The sequence below is a fragment of the Brevibacillus aydinogluensis genome, assembly GCF_961514395.1.
Taxonomy (GTDB): domain Bacteria; phylum Bacillota; class Bacilli; order Brevibacillales; family Brevibacillaceae; genus Brevibacillus; species Brevibacillus aydinogluensis.
Window position 1 is genome coordinate 165,519 of record NZ_OY569118.1, and the last position, 23,260, is coordinate 188,778.

The 23,260-nt window shown below is 53.7% G+C and carries 17 protein-coding genes; 16 read left to right on the plus strand and 1 reads right to left on the minus strand.

The annotated features are described in order from the left end of the window. Positions 1-132 precede the first annotated feature (132 nt). Positions 133-1,389 (minus strand): MDR family MFS transporter, encoded by a 1,257-nt coding sequence (locus Q7F15_RS00760; RefSeq protein ID WP_304414896.1) that lies wholly within the window; start codon positions 1,387-1,389, stop codon positions 133-135. Positions 1,390-2,021: 632 nt separating this feature from the next. Here Q7F15_RS00760 and Q7F15_RS00765 point away from each other — a divergent pair. The 16 genes from Q7F15_RS00765 (at position 2,022) to Q7F15_RS00840 (ending at position 23,257) form a co-directional block, all read left to right on the plus strand. Then, positions 2,022-3,134, plus strand: a complete 1,113-nt coding sequence (locus Q7F15_RS00765) for an aminopeptidase (protein WP_304414897.1) — start codon at positions 2,022-2,024, stop codon at positions 3,132-3,134. Between the two features lie 164 nt (positions 3,135-3,298). Continuing rightward, a complete protein-coding gene (locus tag Q7F15_RS00770) occupies positions 3,299-4,552 on the plus strand; it encodes a helix-turn-helix domain-containing protein (RefSeq protein ID WP_171564013.1) in 1,254 nt (417 codons plus the stop codon). Positions 4,553-4,906: 354 nt separating this feature from the next. Beyond that, on the plus strand, positions 4,907-5,077 hold the full coding sequence (locus Q7F15_RS00775) for a hypothetical protein (RefSeq protein ID WP_171564014.1): 171 nt from the start codon (positions 4,907-4,909) through the stop codon (positions 5,075-5,077). A 104-nt stretch (positions 5,078-5,181) separates the two neighbouring features. After that, entirely contained in the window at positions 5,182-6,114 is a 933-nt protein-coding gene (locus Q7F15_RS00780) for an RluA family pseudouridine synthase (protein WP_304414898.1), read from the plus strand. A 110-nt stretch (positions 6,115-6,224) separates the two neighbouring features. After that, complete coding sequence (locus tag Q7F15_RS00785) at positions 6,225-6,488, plus strand: hypothetical protein (RefSeq protein ID WP_304414899.1); 264 nt, start codon at positions 6,225-6,227, stop codon at positions 6,486-6,488. Between the two features lie 183 nt (positions 6,489-6,671). Beyond that, entirely contained in the window at positions 6,672-7,901 is a 1,230-nt protein-coding gene (locus Q7F15_RS00790) for an efflux RND transporter periplasmic adaptor subunit (RefSeq protein ID WP_304414900.1), read from the plus strand. Next, positions 7,898-11,011: an efflux RND transporter permease subunit gene (locus Q7F15_RS00795; protein WP_304414901.1), complete on the plus strand. Its 3,114-nt coding sequence runs from the start codon at positions 7,898-7,900 to the stop codon at positions 11,009-11,011. Before Q7F15_RS00790 ends, Q7F15_RS00795 begins: the two co-directional genes overlap by 4 nt. A gap of 202 nt (positions 11,012-11,213) precedes the next feature. Then, a complete protein-coding gene (locus tag Q7F15_RS00800) occupies positions 11,214-12,509 on the plus strand; it encodes an HD domain-containing protein (protein ID WP_171564018.1) in 1,296 nt (431 codons plus the stop codon). Then, entirely contained in the window at positions 12,502-13,029 is a 528-nt protein-coding gene (locus Q7F15_RS00805; RefSeq protein ID WP_171564019.1) for a YwgA family protein, read from the plus strand. The genes Q7F15_RS00800 and Q7F15_RS00805 overlap by 8 nt, the downstream gene beginning before the upstream one ends. Positions 13,030-13,218: 189 nt before the next feature. Beyond that, positions 13,219-13,614 (plus strand): thioredoxin family protein, encoded by a 396-nt coding sequence (locus tag Q7F15_RS00810; RefSeq protein WP_304414902.1) that lies wholly within the window; start codon positions 13,219-13,221, stop codon positions 13,612-13,614. Positions 13,615-13,658: 44 nt separating this feature from the next. Beyond that, complete coding sequence (locus Q7F15_RS00815) at positions 13,659-14,669, plus strand: S-layer homology domain-containing protein (protein ID WP_304414903.1); 1,011 nt, start codon at positions 13,659-13,661, stop codon at positions 14,667-14,669. Further along, a complete protein-coding gene (locus Q7F15_RS00820) occupies positions 14,669-18,676 on the plus strand; it encodes an ABC transporter permease (RefSeq protein ID WP_438286235.1) in 4,008 nt (1,335 codons plus the stop codon). Before Q7F15_RS00815 ends, Q7F15_RS00820 begins: the two co-directional genes overlap by 1 nt. Positions 18,677-18,742: 66 nt before the next feature. Continuing rightward, entirely contained in the window at positions 18,743-21,334 is a 2,592-nt protein-coding gene (locus Q7F15_RS00825; RefSeq protein WP_304414905.1) for a lipase/acyltransferase domain-containing protein, read from the plus strand. Continuing rightward, the gene (locus Q7F15_RS00830) at positions 21,324-21,635 is read left to right on the plus strand and encodes a hypothetical protein (protein ID WP_171564026.1); all 312 of its coding nucleotides are present in this window, start codon (positions 21,324-21,326) and stop codon (positions 21,633-21,635) included. The genes Q7F15_RS00825 and Q7F15_RS00830 overlap by 11 nt, the downstream gene beginning before the upstream one ends. 155 nt (positions 21,636-21,790) lie before the next feature. After that, positions 21,791-22,288 carry a YwhD family protein gene (locus tag Q7F15_RS00835; protein WP_212132589.1) on the plus strand — a complete coding sequence of 166 codons (498 nt, stop codon included), beginning with the start codon at positions 21,791-21,793 and terminating at the stop codon, positions 22,286-22,288. A gap of 696 nt (positions 22,289-22,984) precedes the next feature. Then, positions 22,985-23,257: a hypothetical protein gene (locus tag Q7F15_RS00840; RefSeq protein ID WP_304414906.1), complete on the plus strand. Its 273-nt coding sequence runs from the start codon at positions 22,985-22,987 to the stop codon at positions 23,255-23,257. Positions 23,258-23,260 lie beyond the last annotated feature (3 nt).

Genomic DNA, 23,260 nt, shown 5'->3' on the forward strand with positions numbered 1-23,260 from the left:
CAAGTGGAAGCTTGTAAAAACGTACACCCCTTAGTCATGGGAATCCCCTCGGGAAACCGATGATGACGTGAAGGGGTGTGTTGTGTGCAGGAAACGTGACTTGTCCGGGCCGGCGGCTGACGAAGCGTCTGCCTATGGCTCTCGGACATGCGCGTCAGTTTTCTTGGCTTGTGGAATCAGCCGGAACATGTACACGTAGAGCAGCGCACTCACCAGCGTGAGCCCGAGAATGACCGCGAAAACGCCGACGGGGGAGAGTCGCTCTGACAAGCCGATGGTCAGCGGCGCGAGGAACCGGCCGATCGAAAACTGCAGCGAGGACGCCCCCATGTACTGGCCGCGTGCGTCCTCCGGCGCGTATTTGCTGATGAAGCTTTGGGCCACGGGGGTGCGAATCAGTTCGCCCAGCGTCATGATGACGATGCAGCCGAACAACAACCAGATGTTGACCGTAAAGCCCATCAGGAACAGGCCGAGACCGCACAGAACGGACGACAGCACGAGACTGTTGCGGTCGCTCCAGTTTTCAAACCGGCGCGTGACCGGCAGCGTGAACAGCACGACCAACAAGCCGTTCAAGCCGATCAGCCAGCCGAACGCGGAGGTGCCCCCAATCGAAAACGACCAGTCACCCCACCAGACGAGCGGCTGGATGGGCACGTGTTCCTTGACGTACAGCGCCATGAACAAATCGAGCTGCATGAAGGCGATCGCGATCAGGACACCCGCTCCGATGTAGATGGCAAACGGCTTGTCGCGAAAAATCACGACATAGCTTTGGAACTGCTCCTTCAATGAGAACGCTTGGCGAGCACTTCCTGCCTGGTGCGACGGCAGTGTCTCCTTGATCCAGACGTATATCGCAAGGCCGAACAACAGTTCGACGATCATGCAGATAAGCAGCAGTTCAAACCGGTGGTGCACGAAAAAGAAGGAGCCAAGAACAGGCCCGGCAACGACGCCAATGTTCATCGCGGTGTAAAAGGTGGCAAATATCAGGCGCCGATCCTCTTCCGATGTCAGGTCGGCCACCATCGCCGAACTGGCCGGCCAGTACAGGGAGCCGGCAATCCCGATGCCGATAAAGGCGATGTAATCAACCCAGGGCGAGGGAGAAAAGGCAAACAGCCCGAACATCGTCGAAGACAACGCGATGGACATCAGCATCGTCGTACGTCGGCCGATCCGGTCGGCCAGGTATCCTCCGGCCAGGTTGGCGAACATCCCCAGCAGCGGAGGTACGGTCAGCAGCAGTCCAGCCTCCTTTTTGCCGAACGCGTCGCTGAAATGAATCGCCATAAAGGGAAAGTACATCCAGAAAAACGTATGCGTAATCAGCTCGCCGAAAAGCCTGATTTTCAAATTTAGGTCCCAAGAACGCCAATGCATGACAAGAATCCCTCCGATTTCTCGATGGTTTGCTGTCTGCAGGCGCCCTTCCCACGGCGTTTTCCATCCGCGCGCAAATGCAAAAGGAGGAACGAAAAAAAGCGCAATCGGGAGAAGCGAGACCTCTACCTCTTCCGCATGCGCTTGCTCGACAAGGTCGGGATACGGGCACGGGGAAACGGACGAGTGCGAAAACGGCGCGTTTTCACCTGCCCATGCCAGGAAGCCGATGGTGACAGCTGTCCGGCCCGGCCCCTTATCGAAAAGGACGGAAGTGGTTCAGGCGTCCTGCAGCTTTCTTGCAAGACAGGGATGTGAAAGGGGCGGAGACCCCTCGCACAAGGTCCCCGTCCTATGCCAGAAAAACTGCAGCAATCGCCATGAACCAACACTCCCATCCTTTGACTGTTCATTCAAAAGATTTGTACAGATAAACACTCTTTGATGACTAGAATACTCCATAGATGTGAAAACATGCAAGAAAAATTTTTTATCCACCAGCGGTTCCGCTGTTCGCCGATTGTGTGCGGGTGGGCGTTCCGAATACCGGTAATGAGCAGTCTCATAATTGAAAAGTATCTGTCCATTCGGTAAAATAATTTTTATCTATTGCACCCTGGGGAGGAGTTAGGATGTTGGATCCACGTATCGGCAAGCTGGCGGAAACTCTGCTGAATCACTCCGTTCGTTTGCAGGCACAGGAATGTTTGTTGATTGAAGTACGCGGAGAAGGACAGGCGCTTGCCAAGGAACTGGTCAGGCAGGCGTACGCCAGGGGAGCGTATCCGTTTGTGCGGTTCATCAATCCGGCCCTACAGCGTGAATTGATGATGGGCGCTGACGAAAGGCGGGCGTCCTACCAGCTCAAGTGGGAACAGGCGATGTTTCAAGACATCCAGGCGTTTATCGTGATCAACGGGCCCACCAACACCAGCGAGGCAGCCGACGTGCCCATCGAGCGCAGCCGTGCCCATCAGGCGGTGATGCAGCCCCTTTCCGACTACATCATCACCCAGATGCGCTGGGCGCTGCTCAACTACCCGACGCCGGCGATGGCCCAAAGCGCCAACATGTCCACCGAGGCGTTCGCAGACTTTTACTTCGACGTCTGCTCACTGGACTATCAGAAGATGCACGAGGCGTTTTTGCCGCTGAAAGCACTGATGGAGCGGACGGACAACGTGCGCCTGGTCGGGCCGGGTACCGACCTGACCTTTTCCATCAAAGGCATGCCCAGCGTGATTTGTTCCGGCGAGGCGAACATTCCGGATGGAGAGATATATACGGCGCCGGTGCGCGACTCTGTGAACGGCACGATTACGTTCAACACGGCCACCACGTATCAGGGTACCCGGTTTGAAAACGTGCGGCTCACGTTTGAAAACGGCAAGATTGTAGAGGCGACAGCCAACAACACCCAGAAGCTGAACGAGATTCTCGACAGCGATGAAGGAGCCCGCTACATCGGCGAGTTTGCCATCGGCGTCAACCCGTACATCCTGCACCCGATGAACGACATTTTGTTTGATGAAAAAATCGCCGGCAGCTTTCACTTCACTCCCGGGCGCGCCCTAGAAAATGCGGACAACGGCAACCGCAGCCAGGTGCACTGGGACATGGTGAATATCCAACGTCCGGAGTACGGCGGCGGCGAAATCTGGTTTGACGACGTGCTGATCCGCAAAGACGGCCTGTTCGTCCTGCCGGAGCTGGAGGCGCTCAATCCGGACAAGTTGAAAGGCTGAACAACTGAAATTGGACGTCTGGCCCGTTTATCCAAGCGGGTCTTTTTTTGTCGCAGCGGTCATTACCGGGAAAGATAGTAAAATATTTACAGTAAATTGAATCTTGTGATAATCTATATAAAAAAGTTAAAAAGGATAAACAACTTTCGTAGGGGGCTTCTGCTATGGTAGAGGACGTTCGAGAGATGCTTCTGAGGTATCGACTCCAGGAGAACATCACGCTCAGTGAGTTGGCGGAGCGGACAGGTGTCAGCAAAAGCGTCCTGTCACGGATTGAATCCGGGGAAACGAAACGGCCCGGATTTGCCACCTGCAAAAAAATATCGCAGGCGCTGCAGATTCCCTACGCATCGCTAATCAGCGCGTACCTGGACATGACCGAACAGGCTGAAATGCTGAAGTTTCTGCTGGAAGAGGCTGTTTCCCTGAATAACAGGTCGCTGGTTCGGAAAGCGGCGCAAAAGTTGCTGGAGACCCCTAAATTGGACCCCTTTCTTGCCCTGGATACGTTGCTGCATGTCGCAAAAGAAAAAGAAGAGGCGGAAATCAAACTGGCCCTGTATGACGTATTGATAGACTATACCAGAAGACGCGGCATTCCTTACTACCTGGCAAAAGGGTTACTGGAACGGTATGAAATCGAACGCGACCACTTTACCCAATTCGAGGAGATTTACCGAAGAGGAAAGGAACTGCTGCATTACATCGAATACCTGCACCCGATGGAGCGAATCACAGCCTATTATCGTTTGGGCGTACATGCGTACATTCTGGATTACTATCAGGAATGCATTGATCTGTGCAGCAAGGGGATTCGTGAAGACCAAACCGACAACAAACATAAAGCCTCCGCTCTGATTGCCATAGTCAACGCGTATCTGCGCCTGGACGATCTCATTTTGGCCGAGCTTTACCTGAAAAAGTATGAAAAAAGCAAATATGCGGACTACCGCAAACACCACCTCCGGGCACTGCTGTATGCAAAGAAAAGGGAATATGACGAAGCAATTCGTCTCTATAAAGAATGTCTTAATGAAGCTAAGCAGGATGCTCGAATTTCAATTGTCAGTGATCTTCTGGAAGTATATCTGGAAACCGGAAGAAATGACTTGATCAACGAGTTGATTGATTCTGAAGATCATTTTTTACCTGTTGACTGTCATCCACACAGGATCAAAAATGCCGCTATATATTACCAACGAAAGAGCATGTGCCAGTTCTCAATGGGACAGATTGACGAGGCGAACGACAGTCTTCTGAAAAGTATTGAATACTATCGGCAGCTTGGCGATTCTGAAAAGGTGATCGAGTGTTTCGGCCTGCTCGTAAAGCACCATCGACTAAGCAGCAGAAAATTGTCAAACAAGCATATGGAAATAATTGAAAAAATATGCTATATTAATGAAATAATGGCATAAGGAGGTGTGTTCCTGTGAAAACTTTGCTTTCGCTGCTTGCGTTTGCATTCCTCTTCACCGCAACCGCTGTCCCCGCAGCACTGCCACATCAAAATGGACAAGGTTCTATTGTCGTAACGGGTGCTGACCCGGACTGGGACTAAATCAATTGAGGATCTGAAATCAGCTTCCCCCACATTGAGATGCACACTCTCAATATGGGGGTAATTTTTTTGGCAAAGATCATGAGCGTGCGCGGAACAATTCCTGATAAGCACAGTTTAACTACTTTCTAAACAAATATGTTTACAAACACCCTTACCTCATATTATACTTATCATAAAGAAAAGTATGGTAAGTGAGGTGGATGTAGCCATGATCCGTTTGGGATGGAAACGTCGGCTGCATGTGATGTTTGCCGGGAAACTGCTGGGACGGGAATTGTACGCGGATGAGGGGTATGTGACACAACTGCTGGAGATGGGCCAGCAGGAAGCGATCGCAGAGTTTGACCGCGACTTGCAGGCGGTGATTGTTCGCCCCTGACACGGCTCGAGGTCGTTCCCTCTTTTCACGGCAGAGGGAGCGCTGGCACAGCAGCCTGCTTTTTCAGTACAATGGGGAGAAAAGCGTGAAACAGAGGGATTAACGTGAGTCGCAAGGGATGGTTGGAATACGTCGTGACACAGGAGGATGCGGGGCTAACCGTCGAGCAGATTGCCCGGCAAAAACTGAGCGTATCGGGGCGAATGCTGCAGCGGTTGACGCGGAGCAAAGGGATATTGCTGAACCGCAAGTCTCCATTTTTGCAGCGGCAGGTAAAGGCCGGCGACAAGATAGCGGTACGGGTGCAAGACAACAGACTGGGGCAGGATAAGGGGCCGGCGATGAAGGCATCTTCCCTTCCGATGCCACCTGTTGTGCAGGTAGATGTGCTGTTTGAAGACGATCACCTCTTGGTCGTATGCAAACCGGCGGGGATGATGGTTCACCCGACCCGCCGAGAGCAAGGAAACACGCTGGTGCACATTCTGGCCGATCAGTACCGGTACAAGGGAGAGAACATCCAAATCCATGCGGTACATCGTCTGGACAAGGAAACGTCCGGTGTCATTTTGCTCGCCAAAAGCAGCTACGGTCATCTACTGGCTGACCGGCTGCTGCGGGAAGGGAGCATCAAGCGGGAGTACCTGGCTGTCGCCTCCGGTGTGGTGGAGAACGATGCAGACACGATTCATGCCCCGATCGGCCGCGACCCGCGCCACCCGACCAGACGGCGTGTCATGGACAGCGGTGATCCGGCTGTCACCCACTATGAAGTGATTGCCCGGTCAGAGGAGGCCACATTGGTGCGTGTATGGCTGGAGACGGGACGCACGCACCAGATACGCGTCCATTTTCAGCACATCGGACATCCCCTGGTGGGCGATGCCATGTACGGAGGAAACAGTGGGCTCATACGGCGGCAGGCCCTGCACGCCTGGAGGCTTTCGTTTGTGCATCCGGTGAGCGGCGAAGAGATTGTGTGCACTGCCCCCATGCCGGAAGACATGACAAGCCTGATCACCCGGCTCCGGTTGTAGGCTGGGGGACCGCACCCGTCGGGAAAGCTGGGACACGTAAGTCCGGCAGCTTTCCCGGTTGTATGACAAGGCTTCATTGTACAAGAAAGTCCTGGACCTTCACATCTTCGTTGGGCAAATGGATGACCTGTTCGATCTTAAACGATTTGCCATCAATAATTGCCATGTTTAGCAGCAAGACCCTGGTGCTTGCCATCACTGCTCCGCTTGTCTTCTTCCTTCATGCACTGGCAAGAGGGGCGGGTACCGAACTGGAGCATTTTGTTGATGAACTGCGTGCAGGTGAACTGTGGGCCATCTTTGTATTGTGTGCGTTTGCAGAAATCGTATGGTGGTACGGAAAAACCTTGTGGGAATTCCGAGGTAAAAGGTAACCGGAGGCAGATGTCCAATGGCGACGATTGTACGGCTCGCCGTCTTTTCAACTGTTTCGAAATGCCGCCCGATCATTTTGCTGAGGGGTATATCCAGTCTGTGAAATTTGCTCAATTGCTTCATCGTATGATACAGATGGATTAATCTTCTCATTAATGAAAGGAACTGAAGCGGAGGGTGGCATGAACAGCAAACAGTTGATGATTGCACTCATAGTTGGACTCTTGTTCACGACTGCCTGCAGCGGACAGGAGCAGGCATATGATCCGGCCGAGGTCAAGAAAATAGAAATCACCACGGTCAAAAAGGAACAGGCGACCCAGGTGTCAGAATTATCTGGCACACTGCAGCCGTTGGAAGAGGCGCTTGTTTCGTTTGAAGTGGGCGGCCGGGTGGTCGAACTGGCCAAGGAAGAAGGGGACAACGTCACGGCAGGCGAACTGCTCGCCCGGTTGGACAGCAGCGACTACTCGCTGCAGGTGGCGTCTGCCGCCGCAGCCGTCCAGCAGACTGCCGCCAATTTGGAAAAGGTGAACAACGGGGCGCGCGATCAGGAGGTTACGCAGGCGCGGCTGCAGGTGGAAAAAGCGACGATCGCCTACCGGAAGGCGCAAGACGACTTCAAACGAATCGAGCGGCTGTATCAGGAAAAAGCGATTTCCCAAAACGAGTACGAAAATGCCAAAAACTATCTGGCCGTTGCTGAGAAAGACCTGCAAAACGCGCAGCAGGCGTACTCGTTGGTCACGCAGGGGGCGCGCGCGGAGGATCGGGAGCTCACCCGGGCCAGTTACAACCAGGCGGTGGTTTCCAAGGAGCTCGCCGCCAGCACGTTGGCCAAGACGCAGCTGCGCGCGCCCATCAGCGGGACGGTGATCGCCAAGCTGTCCTCCACCGGTTCGCTGGTCAGCGTGGGCACGCCTGTCTACCGTGTGGGCAACATTGACACGCTGAAAGTGGTGCTGCCTGTCCCCGACCGGGAGATTTTTGCCTGGAAGGAGGGAGAGATCGTCACCATGGAGCTGTATGGCCAAACGCGCAACGGCAAGGTGGTGAAAATCTATCCGGCGACCAACCAGGGAACGGGGACGATCGGGGTGGAGGTTCATATCGGCAATCCCAGACATGACTGGTTTGCCGGCCAAGTGGTGAAAGCAAGAAAAACGATCCAGGGCAAGGAAGGCATCTATGTGCCGGTCGAAGCCGTCATCAGCCGCGGCCAGGGAGATGCGCACGTCTTTCTCAATGTCGGCGGAAAGGCAGTAAAAACGGCCGTGTCCATCGGCGAGATCAACGGCAACCGACTGGAGATCGTGAGCGGTCTGAAAGAGGGCGACAAGCTGATCGTCAAAGGCGTGGACCGGTTGTTTGACGGCGATCCAATCGAAGCGGCAGGGGGTCAGCCACAGTGATCGAATACATCGTCCGCAAACGGAAAATCACGCTGATGTTTTTCGTGATGGTCGTGGTTGTTGGCTTTCTCAGTTTTCTTCAGCTCCCCAAGCAGGAGTCGCCGGACATCATCGTCAATATTGCGACCGTGACAACCATCTACCCGGGTGCTTCACCGGAAAAAGTGGAGCAGACCGTCACGAAAAAGCTGGAAGAAAAAATCAACGAACTGCAGGGACTCAGCTACATTTCGTCCCATTCCAGACTGGGTGTGTCGACGATCATCGTGGAGACGAAGAGCGACGTCGACCCCAAGCAGAAATGGGATGAACTGCGCAAGAAAGTGAAAGACGCGGAAGCAGATCTGCCCGCCGACGCACAACAGCCCATCATCAACGACGATCTGAACCGCACGTTTGTGCAGACGATGGCGATTACCGCCGACACGCGGGAACAGCTCTACAGTCTGCGCTCGCTGTTGAAGTCGTGGAAGGATCAGCTGCGTACCATTCCCAATGTGGCCGATGTTACCATCGAAGGACTGCCCGAAGAGGAAGTACGCATTGAGGTGGATACGCAGAAGCTGAGCCAGTACGGCCTTACCTGGGGTCAGGTCATGATGGCCGTGAAAAAGGAGAACGAACGCGTCCCGCTGGGGGATTTGACCACCGACAGCCGGACGTACCAGCTCAAGTTGGCAGAGAATTACGATGTGAATGCGCTGAACAAGGTGATCATCTCGCGCACGCCGGAAGGCTACCCCGTATATCTGAAAGATATCGGTACGGTGAAGCTGACCACAGAAACGGTCAAATCGTATTCGTACTACAACGGGAAACCGTCCGTCTCCCTGAGCATCAACGCCGAGACGGGCAGCGACGTCCCCTCGTTGCAGCGGCGGGTGGACGAGATGATGGCGACGCTGGAAAAATCGCTGCCGGCGTGGGCAAAAAAACACTCCATCTACTCGCAGAACGAACGCGTGGATGAGCTGTTTGGCGACCTGTCGCGGGAGATGTGGATTGCCATCGCCGCCGTTTTGCTCGTATGTACGCTGGGGCTGAACCTGATCACCTCGGTAGTCGTCGCCCTGGCCATTCCCATCTCGCTGGCCGTGGGCTTGCTGTTTTTGCCCTCGCTGGGCATCACGTTAAACATGATCTCCATCGTCTCGCTGATCATCGTGTTGGGCATTTTGGTGGATGACGCCGTGGTCGTCAACGACAACATCGAACGGCGCCTATCGGTTCTGGGCGAAAGGCCGTTGCAGGCAGCCATCAACGGCGCCAACGAAGTGTCCATCTCCATCGTCACGGCCACGTTGGCGACAATTGCCTCATTTGGTCCGCTCATGTTTTTGAACGGCAATGCAGGCCAATTCATCCGTCCCGTGCCGGTGATCATATCGCTGACCATGCTGGCGTCGATGATCATGTCGCTGACGATCATTCCGATTTTCCGCCAATGGTATGAGCAGCGCCGCCGCTCGGGAGTGGAAGACTACCGCAAGCCGGCGGGCTTGTTGGGCAAACAGTTGCAGCAGTTGACCAAATGGTACGCCAAGCGGCTGATGCCGAGGATTTTGAAGCGCCCGCTGTTGGCCGGAATGGTCGGCGTGCTGATCGGCACACTCGCCTACGGATTGATTCCATTCACCCCGGTTCAACTGTTCCCCAACGATGATCGCCAGCAGTTTTTGGTGGACATCCGCCTGCCGGTTGGCAGCAGCATCGACGAGACGGATCGCGTCGTCAGAGGGGTGTCCGACTGGATCATGAAGCAGCCGGGCATCGAATCTGTCGCTTCATACGCCGGCGGCAGCGCACCGAAAATGTTCGGCGGCGACACCAGTGCCGGCGAAGGCATCACGGTCGGGCAGTTGGTCGTCCGTTTTGACAAAGCGAAAGTAAAAATCGACGATATGATGGAACCGTGGCAGGAGAAGTTCAAGAAGCTGTACCCGGAAGCAACCATCCTGCCCAAGCAGTTGGAAGCAGGTCCGCCTGTCGGCAAACCGGTGGTGATCCGGCTGTACGGGGAGGATGTGGCGACGCTGCGCACCCTGTCCGAGCAGGTCAAGAGCAAGGTGGCGAAAATTCCGGGAACGTACGATGTGCAGGACGACTTCGGCATCGACAGCTACACGCTGGAGTTTGTCGTCAACAAGGAACTGATGGAACAAAAGCTGGTCAACTACAACGATCTTTCCCAGACGCTGCGCCTCGTCAGCGAAGGGATTACGGTCAGTCAGTTTGACAACGGGACTGATCTGCTCGACATCAAACTGTTCCTGCAAAAAGGAGAGGAGGACCCGTCCCTGCTTTTCCAACGGCTGACCGTGGCCAACGCCCGGGGCGAACAGATACCGCTGACCCAGTTGGCGGAAGTAAAGCCCACTTTCAGCACGCAGGCGATTCCGCACCGCGACCTGTCCCGCTGCGTCACCGTCTCCAGTGACGTCAGAGGACGCACGGCAACGGAGGTCATGCAGGAGATAAAGCCGATGCTGCAGACATTGCCCCTGCCGGACGGCTATCGCTGGGAGATCGGCGGAGAGACGTCGGAGCAGACGGAAATATTCATCGACATGGGCAAACTGTCTGTCGTGGTGGTGTTCCTCATCCTGATCATGATCGCGATGCAGTTCTATTCGCTCAGCATTCCGGTGCTGGTGTTAAGCACGGTTTACCTCGCGTTTGCGGGCAGCCTGATCGGGCTGTTTGTCACCCAGACCCCGCTCGGCTTCATGACGATGATGGGCGTGATTTCGCTCTCTGGGATCGTCGTCCGCAACGGGATCGTCCTGATCGAATTTATCGAGGAGGCGCGGCGTGACGGCGTGGAACTGAAGCAGGCGGTGATCCAGGCGGGAGAAGCGCGCTTGAGGCCGATTTTGCTGACCTCGTTTACGGCCGTGGCCGGCTTGATGCCGCTTGCCCTCTCCGGAGACGTGCTGTTCCAGCCGCTGGCGGTCACGATTATATTCGGGCTGCTCTTTTCCACCATGCTGACGCTGATCGTCGTACCGTCCTTCTACACGGTGCTGGCGGAGGGCAAACGGAAGCGGCAGGCGAAAAAGGCAGCCAAGCGCCCCGACCTGTTTGGTCCGGAGGCGGAGATGAAGGCGTAACGCACTGACATAACGCGAACACTGCAACAATAGGCAGGTCCCCTCCGTGCCGAGCCGGAAAGCCGGGTGTTTTTAAGCGTGCGCGGAGGGGGTTTTTGCTTCATGCCGTCGTTTTCCAGCTGGTTGCCGTTATGGTATGATGGACCCAAAAGCCCGATCGGGACATGACGACGGGACGCAATCCAGGAAAGGAGTGTCCAGGATGCAACAGCCCCAGCTTCTTCATGAAGAAAAGGTGTTTAAGGACCCCGTGCACCGTTATGTACACGTCCGGGAGAAACTGATCTGGGACTTGATCAACTCGCCGGAATTTCAGCGGTTGCGACGGATCAGGCAACTGGGCACCAGCTTTTTTACCTTCCACGGCGGGGAACACAGCCGGTTTAACCACTCGCTTGGCGTATACGAGATCATGCGGCGCATTCTGGAGACGTTTGAAGGGCGGATTCAACTGTCGTACGAGGAAAAACTGCTCTGCCTGTGCGCTGCGCTGCTGCACGACGTGGGCCACGGACCGTTTTCCCATTCGTTTGAAAAGGTGTTTCGTTACCATCATGAAGATTGGACGCGCGCGATTTTGCTCGGCGACACGCAGATTAACCGGATTCTGCGCCGGATGGGCGACGATTTCCCCAAACGGGTGGCAGAGGTAATCGCCAAAACGTACGACAACAAACTGATCGTCAGCCTCATCTCCAGCCAGATCGACGCAGACCGGATGGATTATTTGCTGCGCGACGCCTACTATACCGGCGTCAATTACGGTAACTTTGAAATTGAACGGATTCTGCGGGTGATGCGCCCCCATGATGAGGGCATCGTGTTTAAATTCAGCGGGATGCACGCCGTCGAGGACTACATCATGTCCCGCTACCAGATGTACTGGCAGGTGTATTTCCACCCGGTAACGCGCAGTGCGGAAGTGGTGCTCCGCAAGATTTTCCAGCGGGCCAAGGAGCTGTTTGCCAAAGGCTACTCGTTCGCGCAGGAGCCGGTGCTGCTGCTGCCGTTCTTGACGGACAAGGTGAACCTGTCCGATTACCTGTCCCTGGACGAATCGGTAATTCTCTTTTACATGCAGATGTGGCGCAAGGAGAGCGATCCCATTTTGAAAGATTTGTGCTCCCGTTTTCTGGACAGGAATCTCTTTAAATACGTCGAATACAATCCGAGAGATTACCGCTTGCTGCAAGAGTTGAAACAGGAGTTTCAAGCGGCGGGAATCGACCCGATGTATTATTTGGAAGTAGACACCACCTCCGATCTTCCGTATGATTTTTATCGTGCCGGCGAGGAAGAGGAACGAATTCCCATCATGCTTCTGATGCCATCCGGAGAACTGGTGGAGCTGTCGCAGAAATCGGAAATTGTGGAGGCGATCAGCGGCAAGCGCCGGTTTGACTACAAGCTGTACTTTCCAATGGATAAGGTGCTGGCTTTGCCGGAGGACGTCTCCGGAAAGTTACGAGAACGTCTGGGAGTGATGGAAGATGCTTAATCGTCACGCCAAAATCATACGCTTGATCGAAATTGCCGGCGAAGTGAGCGGACGAAAAAAGTTGCAAAAGATGGTATACATAGCGAAACAACTGAACATGGACTTCGACGAGCGGTTCGAATTTCACATGTACGGCCCCTATTCCGAGGAACTGACGTTGCGAGTGGACGAGCTGTGCAACATGGGCTTGTTGGACGAGCAGATGGAGAGCAAAGGGGCCATTCAGCTGTATCGGTACACCCTGAACGAAGCGGGCCGCGATTTTCTGCGTTTCCACGAGGTGGATTTTGGCCTTGGCGAGCGGCTGATCCAACGGATGAACGAGGAAAACTCCCGCTTTCTCGAATTGGTCTCCACCATCCTGTATTTCAACAATCTTCCCTATGATGAAATGAAGGCCAAAATTTTTACCTTTAAAAGCAAACAGCGTTATACAGAAGCGGAGATTCAAAAGGGCATGACGTTTATCGAGGAGCTGCGTGCGCTGATGAATGCCGACAGCGACGCACTCGCGCACTGATTTGTAATGGTATTGTCATCATAAAAAATGATAGAGCGGGCATGCAAGTAAAGACCGGCAATGGTGCCGGTCCTTTTTTTGTCTCAAGAGGGAGCGGCATAATGAAGCCACCGTTCCTTGACAACTCCATAAAGGATACACCTGATCTGCCTACATACGCGTCGGGGAAGGACATAAGGAGGTACGGAAATGCAGGATGGCTTCAAACGCCGTTGGAAGTGGATTGTGTCGCTGATTAGCTGCGCGGTCGCGGCGATCGTATTCTGGGCCGGTGCCAGTGCCAATCAGACGAAAGTGGTGTACGTGTTTAGCGAAAGCTGCGGGTACTGCACCACGTTTACGCCTACGTTTGAGCAGGTGATCAGGGAGTTTCCGCAATGGCAGGTGGAGCGGTTGGACGTACACGACAAACGGGACCTGGCCGAAGCGGAACGGCTGGGAGCAGAAGTGACACCTACTGTCTTTGTTGTGCAAGGCGGGGAGGTAGCAGGCAAGCTGGAAGGAGCTGTGTCGGCAACGGCTTTTCGCAGATTTTTGCAGAAACATCTAACAAAACCTCTTTCTGGAAAAAGTAACGGTGAGTAAAATGGTCGTAGGAGAATAGAAGGGACAAAAGGGCGGAAGTGTCAATGGACGACCAGACACACGTGATTGCGCAGATGCGGCGGTATCAGTTCCATGCAAATGGCAATAGAAAAAATGATGATGTTGGAGGAGGCAGCCACTTGAAACGAATGCATGTTTTTCTCGCCAGTCTATTGGGAACCGTGCTTTCATTAAGCGGTCTTTTCACTGCACCCCATCCCTCTGTTGCGCAAGCACAAACGGTGCAGAAAGACTATGAAAACCACCCGAACCGTGCAGCGATCGAATATGTGGTGAAACATAAACTTATGTGGCTTTTCCCGGATGGGAATTTCCGTCCCGAGCAGCCGATTACGCAAGCTGATCTGGTGGCTGGATTGGTGAACGTAAAGGGGTTGACCCAAGGTGTTTCCGTTCCCGGTTTTCCGCAGAATCACTGGGCGAAGGTGTACTATGAGCGGGCGATGAAGGATGGGATTCTCAATAATGTCCCTATTACCCCCAACAAGGTATTAAACAGGGAAGAGGCTGCATATTTGTTGATTAATGCCTTTGAGAGTGTGCGTAGTACACGGAGTCAAAAGGACTCGGAGTATTTTAAGTCGATCCCGCAAGTTCAATTCGCTGTCAACTACGGATTGCTCCCCGAAAAGGCGGGGAAGTTCCCCAACGGAGTATCGACTTCGATGTACGACGGAATATCTAATGTCACTCGTGCGGAACAGGCATACTCATTGGCGTTTTGGCACAGGGATTTTGTTGGTATTCAGGAAGCTGAAGTAATCGCCAATAAGATCCACAGTTCGTTGAAACTCTCTAACGGGATTCTTAGTGGGACTGTATATACATCTCCGAAATATGATGTTCGTCTCTTTATTGGTTATAAAACAGGGGGAGGCAAGGAATACAAAACTGCTGGGAGTTTCTCAGTGGATGTTTCACAAGCAAAAGGAATGCAACTCACCGTAAAGTACAAAGGCGAAGCAGCTTCTTTGGTTCTCAATACGTATACGAAACTTCCCAGAAGTTTAGAGTACGTGAATAGTCGGCGGTGATGGTAGTGAAGAGAAGTAAAAAGACATCTCTGATTTTCATTACCATCCTGTCACTCTTTTTTAATTCTTTTGGTATCTTACCAGAAAACGCCCAGGCAAGCCCCGGAAATCCTGAAAAATACGGGAGATCGCCTGGGTATTTGAACCAAAATAAAGAGGTTCGAGAAAGTTGGGATCATTATGTGAAAGGCTTAGGAGGCCTCACGGGAAACGAAAATATGTACTTAACCGTTGCCGACGTACAAGTCACGGGGGCTGTCAGCGGCAGTGGAAAGGTTTTAAATTACTCCAAAGCCTCTGAATCAGTAAACAACGGCTATCCAATTGTGGATATAGAGGAGGCCAGAGCTTGGGCTGCTATCTTTAATGGCAACCCCGCGTTTATGACAAACGAGAACGGTCTTTATGGGGGATTATTGACCAGTGGTGAGCCTGGTGCCGAACCATACACCGGCTATCTCCTTGCAAAAGTCGCCGAAATGTCCGGGGGAAAGGGCTTGCCATTCACTTTCAGACCCGCCAAAAGTGGAGAACAAGGCTCTTGGGTGGGTGTCGTAAAATTCTTGACCACCCAGCGACCGGATGGTTCGATTCGCACCGATAAAAGCCAGTATCAAGTCGGAGACACCGTCAAGATTGATGCTTACGGGAAGGACTACAGTATTTACAATCGCGGATTAAAAGTCCTCAACTATTATATCTACAATGTCGATACCGGAAAGACGGAATATACGTTTACTTCGTTAATCAAAGAATACCCGATCAGCGGCGAGGGGGACGGAAGCGGTGCAACGATAAACTTCCCGCAACAAACGTGGGTGCCCGCGAAAGCCGGAAACTACGAAGCAAGAATCCTGTTCACCGATACACATGCCCGAAATACCAAAAATGCCCCTGCAGTGGGAGGTCAAGGTGTTGCGTATGCAGCACCTTTTGTTGTTGGCAACCCTCCTTCGCCGGAGCCTCCGGATGATGATGACGATGATGAACCGCCAGCACCCGAGAAGTGCAGCATTTCTTCCACGCAAACCAAGATGGAGATTCGCATTGAGGAAGAAAAAAGCGACCGGGAATTAAAGAACGTTCCCAGCGGCGGGGAAACCATCTATGTCGAACCAGGCAGCCGGATTATCATTACGGCAGCCAAGTCGGGAAGATTCACGGCCAACGGCATTCCCATGCAGAAAGGGGCCGGCAACAACGCCAAGGTTGGTGTGCTGGATGCCCCATTCGATGAAGGACCAATCCAGATCAAGTACGAAAGCGACGATGGGGCTGACTGTTGGGTAAAAACGATGTATGTGCGAAAGAAAGGTGACCGCCTCGATAATTGTCCCATTGTAAAACTGTCGGGAAGTACGGTTAGAAACGGCGAAACCATCGAAGTGATGCCGGGAGAGGAGCTGCACTTCCGTGTCCAGTACACGGATCGGTATGGGGATGTACAACCCTTGGACGTGTATTGGGAAGTAACGCTGCCGGATGGCAAAATTGAGAAAGTGCCGAAGATGACGGATGACAATGGAAAGCTAAAACCGACCAGATCAGACGATCTTACATTGCCCTACACATACGGCAAGAAAGAGATCGTCCCTCTGGAACCAGGAAAGACATACCAACTGAGGCTCGACCTGGAGAGTACAAACTTTGATCCTGCCAGCCGACCGGAATGCGCCTGGTCCATTACGATCAAAGTCCGGGATGTGAGCTGCACAATCTACGAGCAGCACCGGATCAAGTTTTACGCGTACGGGGAACCGCCTGTCGGTTATTCGCCTGGCGGCCAACTGCTGGACGACACACTGCTTGATGACGGGCTGTACTTCCGCCACTTAACGAATACCGGCAGTGAATACGATACCCACTTGGGATTGGCTGCAGACGTGCCGGGCACGTGGTACTTGAAATTCAACGGCCAGCAAACCCCATTGACGGGCAAATTGGCAGCAAAAGAAAAGTTTCACCTGTACTTGCCGCTCGATGTAGAAGCAGGGGATACTGTTACGCTGGTCTTTATTTCCGAGACGGGCTGCATTCGGGAGTTGGAACTGCCCATCTGGTCGGATCGTGTGTGCTACTCACTAACCGCCTCCATCGAACGCACGACGGGACAAGTGGTGTGGAGAAAGGATGTCGAACGCGGTGAAATCCTTGAGTTTAAGCCGGAAGATTGGATCGACGAGTATCACGGCTTCCGCCTCTTTACCAGCGACGAGACACATTTTTCGCTGAGATGGCTTGACCCTGCAACGAACACCTGGGAAAAGGAACGTGACGGCGAATGGCTGTCCTCATCCAAACAAGCGCAGAATCATCATAGAATTGGGTTCCCTCGTGATGACGCAACGGGGTTACCGTTACCCGGATTCTACAGGGTTCAGTTTTATAACCCAAAAAGTGGTACCACCCAATGTGACGGCGAATTCTTTGTTCGCATTGGAGACGCTGGCATTCCCAACGATGGGGAGAACCTGCTGATCATCAAGAGCAGCTTCACGATCACGCCAAACGATCCGCAGGCTCCGGGGACGACCGCAACCATTACGTTTGACGTGAAGAACGCCGGGAAACTGGAACACGATACCAAACTGGCGGTGCGCTGGGAAAGCTCCCCGACGGCCACCATGCTGGACGTGAACAACTTCAAGCCGGGGGAAGTCCGCAAAATTACCGTGCCGACGCAGTATCCGCAGCAGTCGGAGGATTTTATTGCCAACATCAACCCGCATAAAGACAGGCCGGCTGACGAAACGATTTGGCCGGACAACCGCGCTGAGTGGCCGGTCAAGGTGATCGGCGGCGGGGGAGGAACCATTCCCAATCCGCCAGGTGGCGGAGGAAACTTTGACGGCGGCGAGATCGGCCTCAAGATATTCGACAGCGACGGCCGCGAGCTGCAGAAGCTGCAGGCGAATGCGGACGGTGTATGGGAACGGGAGCCGGCCAAGATCCGCGTTGAGATCGACCAAACGAAAATCAACGATGGCTTTGCTCGCGTAAAGCAGGAGATCAACCAAAACATCACCTCGTACAAGTCACAGCTGGAGCAGGCTATCAAGGGTGACGGGATCAAAGGCGTGTCTGTGACGGCGACTCCGGGATGGATCGCGGACGCGAAAAGCATGGCCGTGTACAGCCCGGCCATGCTGGACTTGAAGGTAACCGGTCCCGGCACGCCCCAACAGTGGCAGGTGAGCAGCGCGGGAACCGGCGGCGATTATGTTTACACCGGAACGGTTGTCCCGACGCAAACAACGTGGCGGCAGGTGCTAAACGCGCAGGAATACAAGGTCGAGATCAACGGGTTTGTGATCACGATGGATTACAACATCCGGTTTGACGTGTCGTATGAAAGCTGCACAGAGGACGACGACGGCAACGAAACGTGCGTTCCGCACAGCCTGACCCGAAACATGACGGGGCGTTACACGATCACGGTAAAAGGCGGGGAGCGCGAGTTTGAAGTATTTGAACCAAACGCCAAAGGGCTGCTGCGCCACACCGCAGAATGGACGGAATACCACGGGCGCGACCGATATCCGGACAGTCGTCCCAATGATTTTTACGCTGGTGAGCGCATACTGACCAGTCTTGTCCTGGAAACGCGTCACCGCCATCCGGTCAGCGGCAAATATCCGGAGATTACGGCGGCACAGGCATGGATTTCCGAAACCGGGAGGCGAAACACGCCGCTTCAGTCCACTCTGGAGTTACAGCGGTCGTCACAGACGGCATGGCAGGGGGCGTCCTATATGGTGCCCAAACTGGGCTTGAGGGAAATGGGCGTCGATACGCCCCTGATGGGAGACAAACAGCGCGGCTTTCAAAAGGATGCCAGCTACGCCGTATACTTTCACGTGCATTTTCGGTTTGGAGCGGTGAAGGGCTTTGCCTTTCCGAACAAACAGCAGTTCACCGGGCATGATCAGGCGGATTATCGGGCGCCGTTCCGCATTATCGCCAACGCCTGGGAACGCCAGGGCATTCGCAACCATACCACTCGGTAAATTTACTTGCTCCCCCTTGCTGTCTTTTTCTACCGTATAGGAAGAAACAGGCAAGGGGGTATTTTTATGGGTGGCATGTTGCGCCGGATGGCACATTTGCTGCTGCTGGCTGTTCTGATGTTGAGCAGCGTGGTTCCGTCCGGTTGGGCCAAACAGAGCACTGCGCTTTCCCATGAGGCGGGGGACAAGCCTCGCGGGAGCGAATGGATCACGCTTGCACACCAGGAGGGCGAAGGTGGAGAAGAGACTACAGCGGAGGAAGCAAAGGAAGCGGACCACTCCGATTCAGTGACGGGAGAGGAGGAGTTGGGCGCGGGTGACGTGGGAGAAGAGGGCGAAGAGGCAGAAGAAGTCGAAGACGGGATTCATGAGTCGGACGAGCAGGCGGACCGCAACCTGCAGGAACAGGAAGAGGAGTTTACCCGGCGCTTTTCCGGCAGGAAGAAGCCGTCGGAAGTGGAACTGCGGGCGCTGCCCGCGACGTACGAACTGGAGCCCAATGACACCTTTTCCAAAGCGGATTGGATGTTTGCCGGAAAGGACGCGTATGGCCGGATTGGAAAAAGCGGTGACGTGGATGTGTGGAAAATGAAAGCTCCCACAAACGGGACGATCACGTTTACGCTTTTTGATATTCCCAGCAAGACAGATTATTTTCTGTACGTGTTCGACAGCGAAGGGCGTGAGCTGGGGCGTTCTGACCAACCGCGAAGTGACAGGCAGCGGGTGGAAGACGTCGCTGTCGAAAAAAACAATTGGTACTACGTGAAAGTGGAGGGCAGCCAGGGGGCCTTTAACAAGAAAGTGTACTATCGCCTGAGGGCGGATGCCGTGGCGCAAAATGAAGGCAAGCAGGATGAGTACGAACCAAATGACACGATCAAAAACGCTCGCGAACCGGAGGACCGCGAAAACATCGTGGCCAATTTGCATCACCTTGACGATGTCGATTTCTACCGCGTGACGGTCAACCTGTCTTCCACGATCCGGGCAACGCTCAGCAATATTCCCGAGGGGATGGACCTTGACTTGTACCTGTACAACAAGGAAAACAAGCTGGTTGCCAGATCGGAAAAGGCCAAGAATGCCGACGAGCTGATTGTGTACAACGGCGACCCCGGCACCTATTTCGTAAAAGTATCGGCCAGCCGCAGCTCTGCGCTCAAGCCGCATGCCTACAAGCTGTCGATTACGACTGCGACGATTCCGGTCATTCTGATTCCGGGTATCGGCGGTTCCCGGCTGGAGGTTGAAGAGAACGGGAAAACATCGGAAATATGGCTGGGCCTGTGGGAGATGAGCGTGGGTATCAAAGATCCGCGGCACCGCAAAATCTTGTCGCTGGAACCCGTCAAGAATGGAAGCATAAACGTACAGCCCCGCCAACCAGGGATCAAAGTGTTTCCGGAGCGGGCGGATGGCGGGTTTCGCGCCATCGAATATCTGTCGTATGCTTCACTGGATGTCATCAAGAAAAAAGCGGAGCAGTATGCAAGCATGGTCAAGCATCTGGAGAAAATGGGGTACGAGAAAAACCGGACGCTTTTTGCCATGCCTTACGATTGGCGGTACAGCAACGCCGATAACGCCACTTTTTTAAAACAGAAAATAGACGAGGCTCTAAAGCGATCTGGAGCCAGTCAGGTACAGTTGGTGGCCCACAGCATGGGCGGATTGCTGGTGCGGGAGACGCTTCTGTCCAACGTGTCCTACCAGCAGAAAACAAAGCGTATCATTTACATGGGCACCCCGTTTTTGGGATCGCCCCGTGCATACCAGGCGATCAAATACGGCTACAACTTCGACATCCCTGCACTGCACGAGGAAACGGGGAAAGTCATCTCTGCATACGCTCCGGCTGTATACGAACTGCTTCCTTCCCGAAAGTACTTCGACACGGAAGCGTTTCTCAAAAAAGATGCCGTGCATTCGTACTCCTATAAAGAGTTCTTGCAAGATCGGCAGATCCGCCTGGACTATGACCCGTTGGTCAAACAAGCGGGGGAATTGCATGAAAAGTGGGACAACAAGATCATCTATGTGCCGCAGTATTCGATCATCGGAATAGGGCAAACGACGCTGTTGGGATATGTCATGAACCCGGTATCCCGTCAGTTAGAACCGTTTTTTGACAAAGGTTTTGGAGATGGGACAGTACCCTATGTGAGTGCCACCTATGCCCAAAAAGACATCAAGAAACAGTATTTCATCCTCGAGGAGCATGCCAAGCTGCCGGTTAATCCGTACGTCATCCAGCAGGTGGGCCATCTGCTGATTGGTATCGAGGATGTGCAGAAAGGAATGCGGCGGACTCCCAAGCAAACATCCTCTTACCTGTATTACATCCTGTCCCGCGAAGACGGTGAATTTCCCGAAGTGATCGTCTCCAAGTCCGGCAGGTCCATGCGGATTGATCCTGAGAAAAAAGAGGTGTGGGACGATGTGCGCGTCGAATACCACGGCAATATCGTGGTGATTCACGTGCTGGACGGCCAGCCGCTTCACTTTCAGGAAATGCCGCGTTCCAAGCACAGTTCCTCGGCCAAGTTGCTGATCCGGCGGTTTTCATCAGATGATCAGCAGGAATCGGGACGACTGTTCCGGCTTGTAGAAAACCGAATGGAACACGTGAAAGGAATAGAAATTGATGAGCGCTGACGTCATCCTCTACATCATCATGTGGATCGTTCCCGCCTGGGAATTCGGCGGACCTTTGATCGGTCTGGTAATTTCCGGATACTTGAGCCTTATTTTCGGCATCCGCATCTGGCTGATCATGGCGGTTACCTTTCTTGTGACCTTTTGTTATTTCGAATTGCGTCTCGCCGAGTATACCATGTTCAATTCCTGGGAATTTAACGCACTCATGGCGTTTCACAGTGCCTGGAACGTGGCTCTGCTGATCTGGCTGATTGGTAAAGCGGTGCGAGCAATAAGAGGAAAGCGACCGAGGAACTGACGAGTGGCTGGGCGTCAGGCACACTGTCCTCAGGATGATTCTGCTGAGCGTTGAGCGTAGCTGCAAATGGCCAGACACGCCGAAAAATTGCGCCTCACACTGTTTCCAGGTAGAATATGCTGTAAGAAACAACGGGTCAAAAGAGGGTGGATCACGTGGACATTTTTGACAGCAAATCTGGCGGTTTTACGATCGTGAGCGGAAAAACGAACGTGCACGGCGGTTATGGGCAGGGGGTGCTTGACCTGAGCGCTGTCTCCTCCGTTATCATTGACGGGGACAAGGCTTACATCGACATGGGTGCTATGCATGCAAAAAGCGCCGTGGAAAAAGGCGTCAAGTGGACGACCAACAAGGAAGAGGTGCCCAACGGCAAGCCGTATTGGGTGGTTTGGGTAACGGTTGACCGCAACGATTCGGGGCCGTATTACGCCGGGGTAACCGCCTGCTACATGGAGATTGACCGGGAGGCTCGGCGCGGATACAAAATTTTGGCCGACCATGTCAACCGAATGGACTACTCGATGAAACGGCGCATCATGGTGTCAGAGCTAAACGACACGGAAAAAGCGGCGCTGAAAAAGCTGTTGATGGAACACAACCCGGCGATGTGGGAGAATTCCAGCGAGGAACTGAAGCAGGCGTTGGCGTAAAGTTGGCGTTATAAAGCAGGACGTGCACGTGCACGGTTGAGCCTTTCGTTCGGTCCATCCTGTTGTCTGGTTGGGCGAAGCTCAGCGTGTAGACAAAGTCCGCGGCGCATGGGAGATCGGGCCCGCTCGCTCGCTTGACGCCCAGCACAGAAGCGGATGAAGTCCGCTCCAAAACGAGACGCGGGCAGGGGACAAACATCTGGGTATTTCGAGGAAGTGAGACTTGTGTCCTTGTTGATTCCCGCGTCTTCGTTTTTCCGCTGAGTCGGTCGTCAAAGGAGCTCGCTTGGCCCAACCCTTCATGCGACGCACATTGTCTTCCGCTTCGGTTGATGAACAGGCAGGCCTTTCGGCCTGGAAATCATTTTTTGTGGACGCTAACTCAATGAACCGTTTGTCTTCAGTATGGAAGCTGTAAATCTTGAACGGAATGTGAACAAATTGTGAAATCAATTGTTAGTCGTATTGAAGTCAGGTAAACTTATTTCCATAGCTGTATACATGTACACTAGGTCAGCAAACAGGAAAAGAGCCCGTCTCTCTTTTCCTGTTTGTCTTTTTTTACGAAAACGTTTGCTTCGCTGTGTTTGCTGCTGATCCGTGATGTTGTTGGAGCATTTTTCAGCGCATGTCCTGTCCGCAGATGCGTGAAACTAGGAAAGCACGGCCACACTGTTGACGGAAGGGGCGTTGAAGATGACCGACCGTATACAAGGGGGAGAGCTGCCGGGGAACGACGCTCAGGCAGGTCACGACCATTTCGTGCGGCACGGCGGCGTCCATTTTCGCACGCACGTGTCTCCCCAGGAAATCAACAACTTTGTCCGCAAGTTGCCGGCCGGAAAACGGGAGAGCCTGTTTGAAGTGCTGGATGAGCTTGACCGCGCCGGGCTGATCACCATTTGCAATGACCACGTGTTTGCCGATGGCAACGGCGTCGTGGGGGGCGGCGAAGAAGTGGCCCGCTGACGA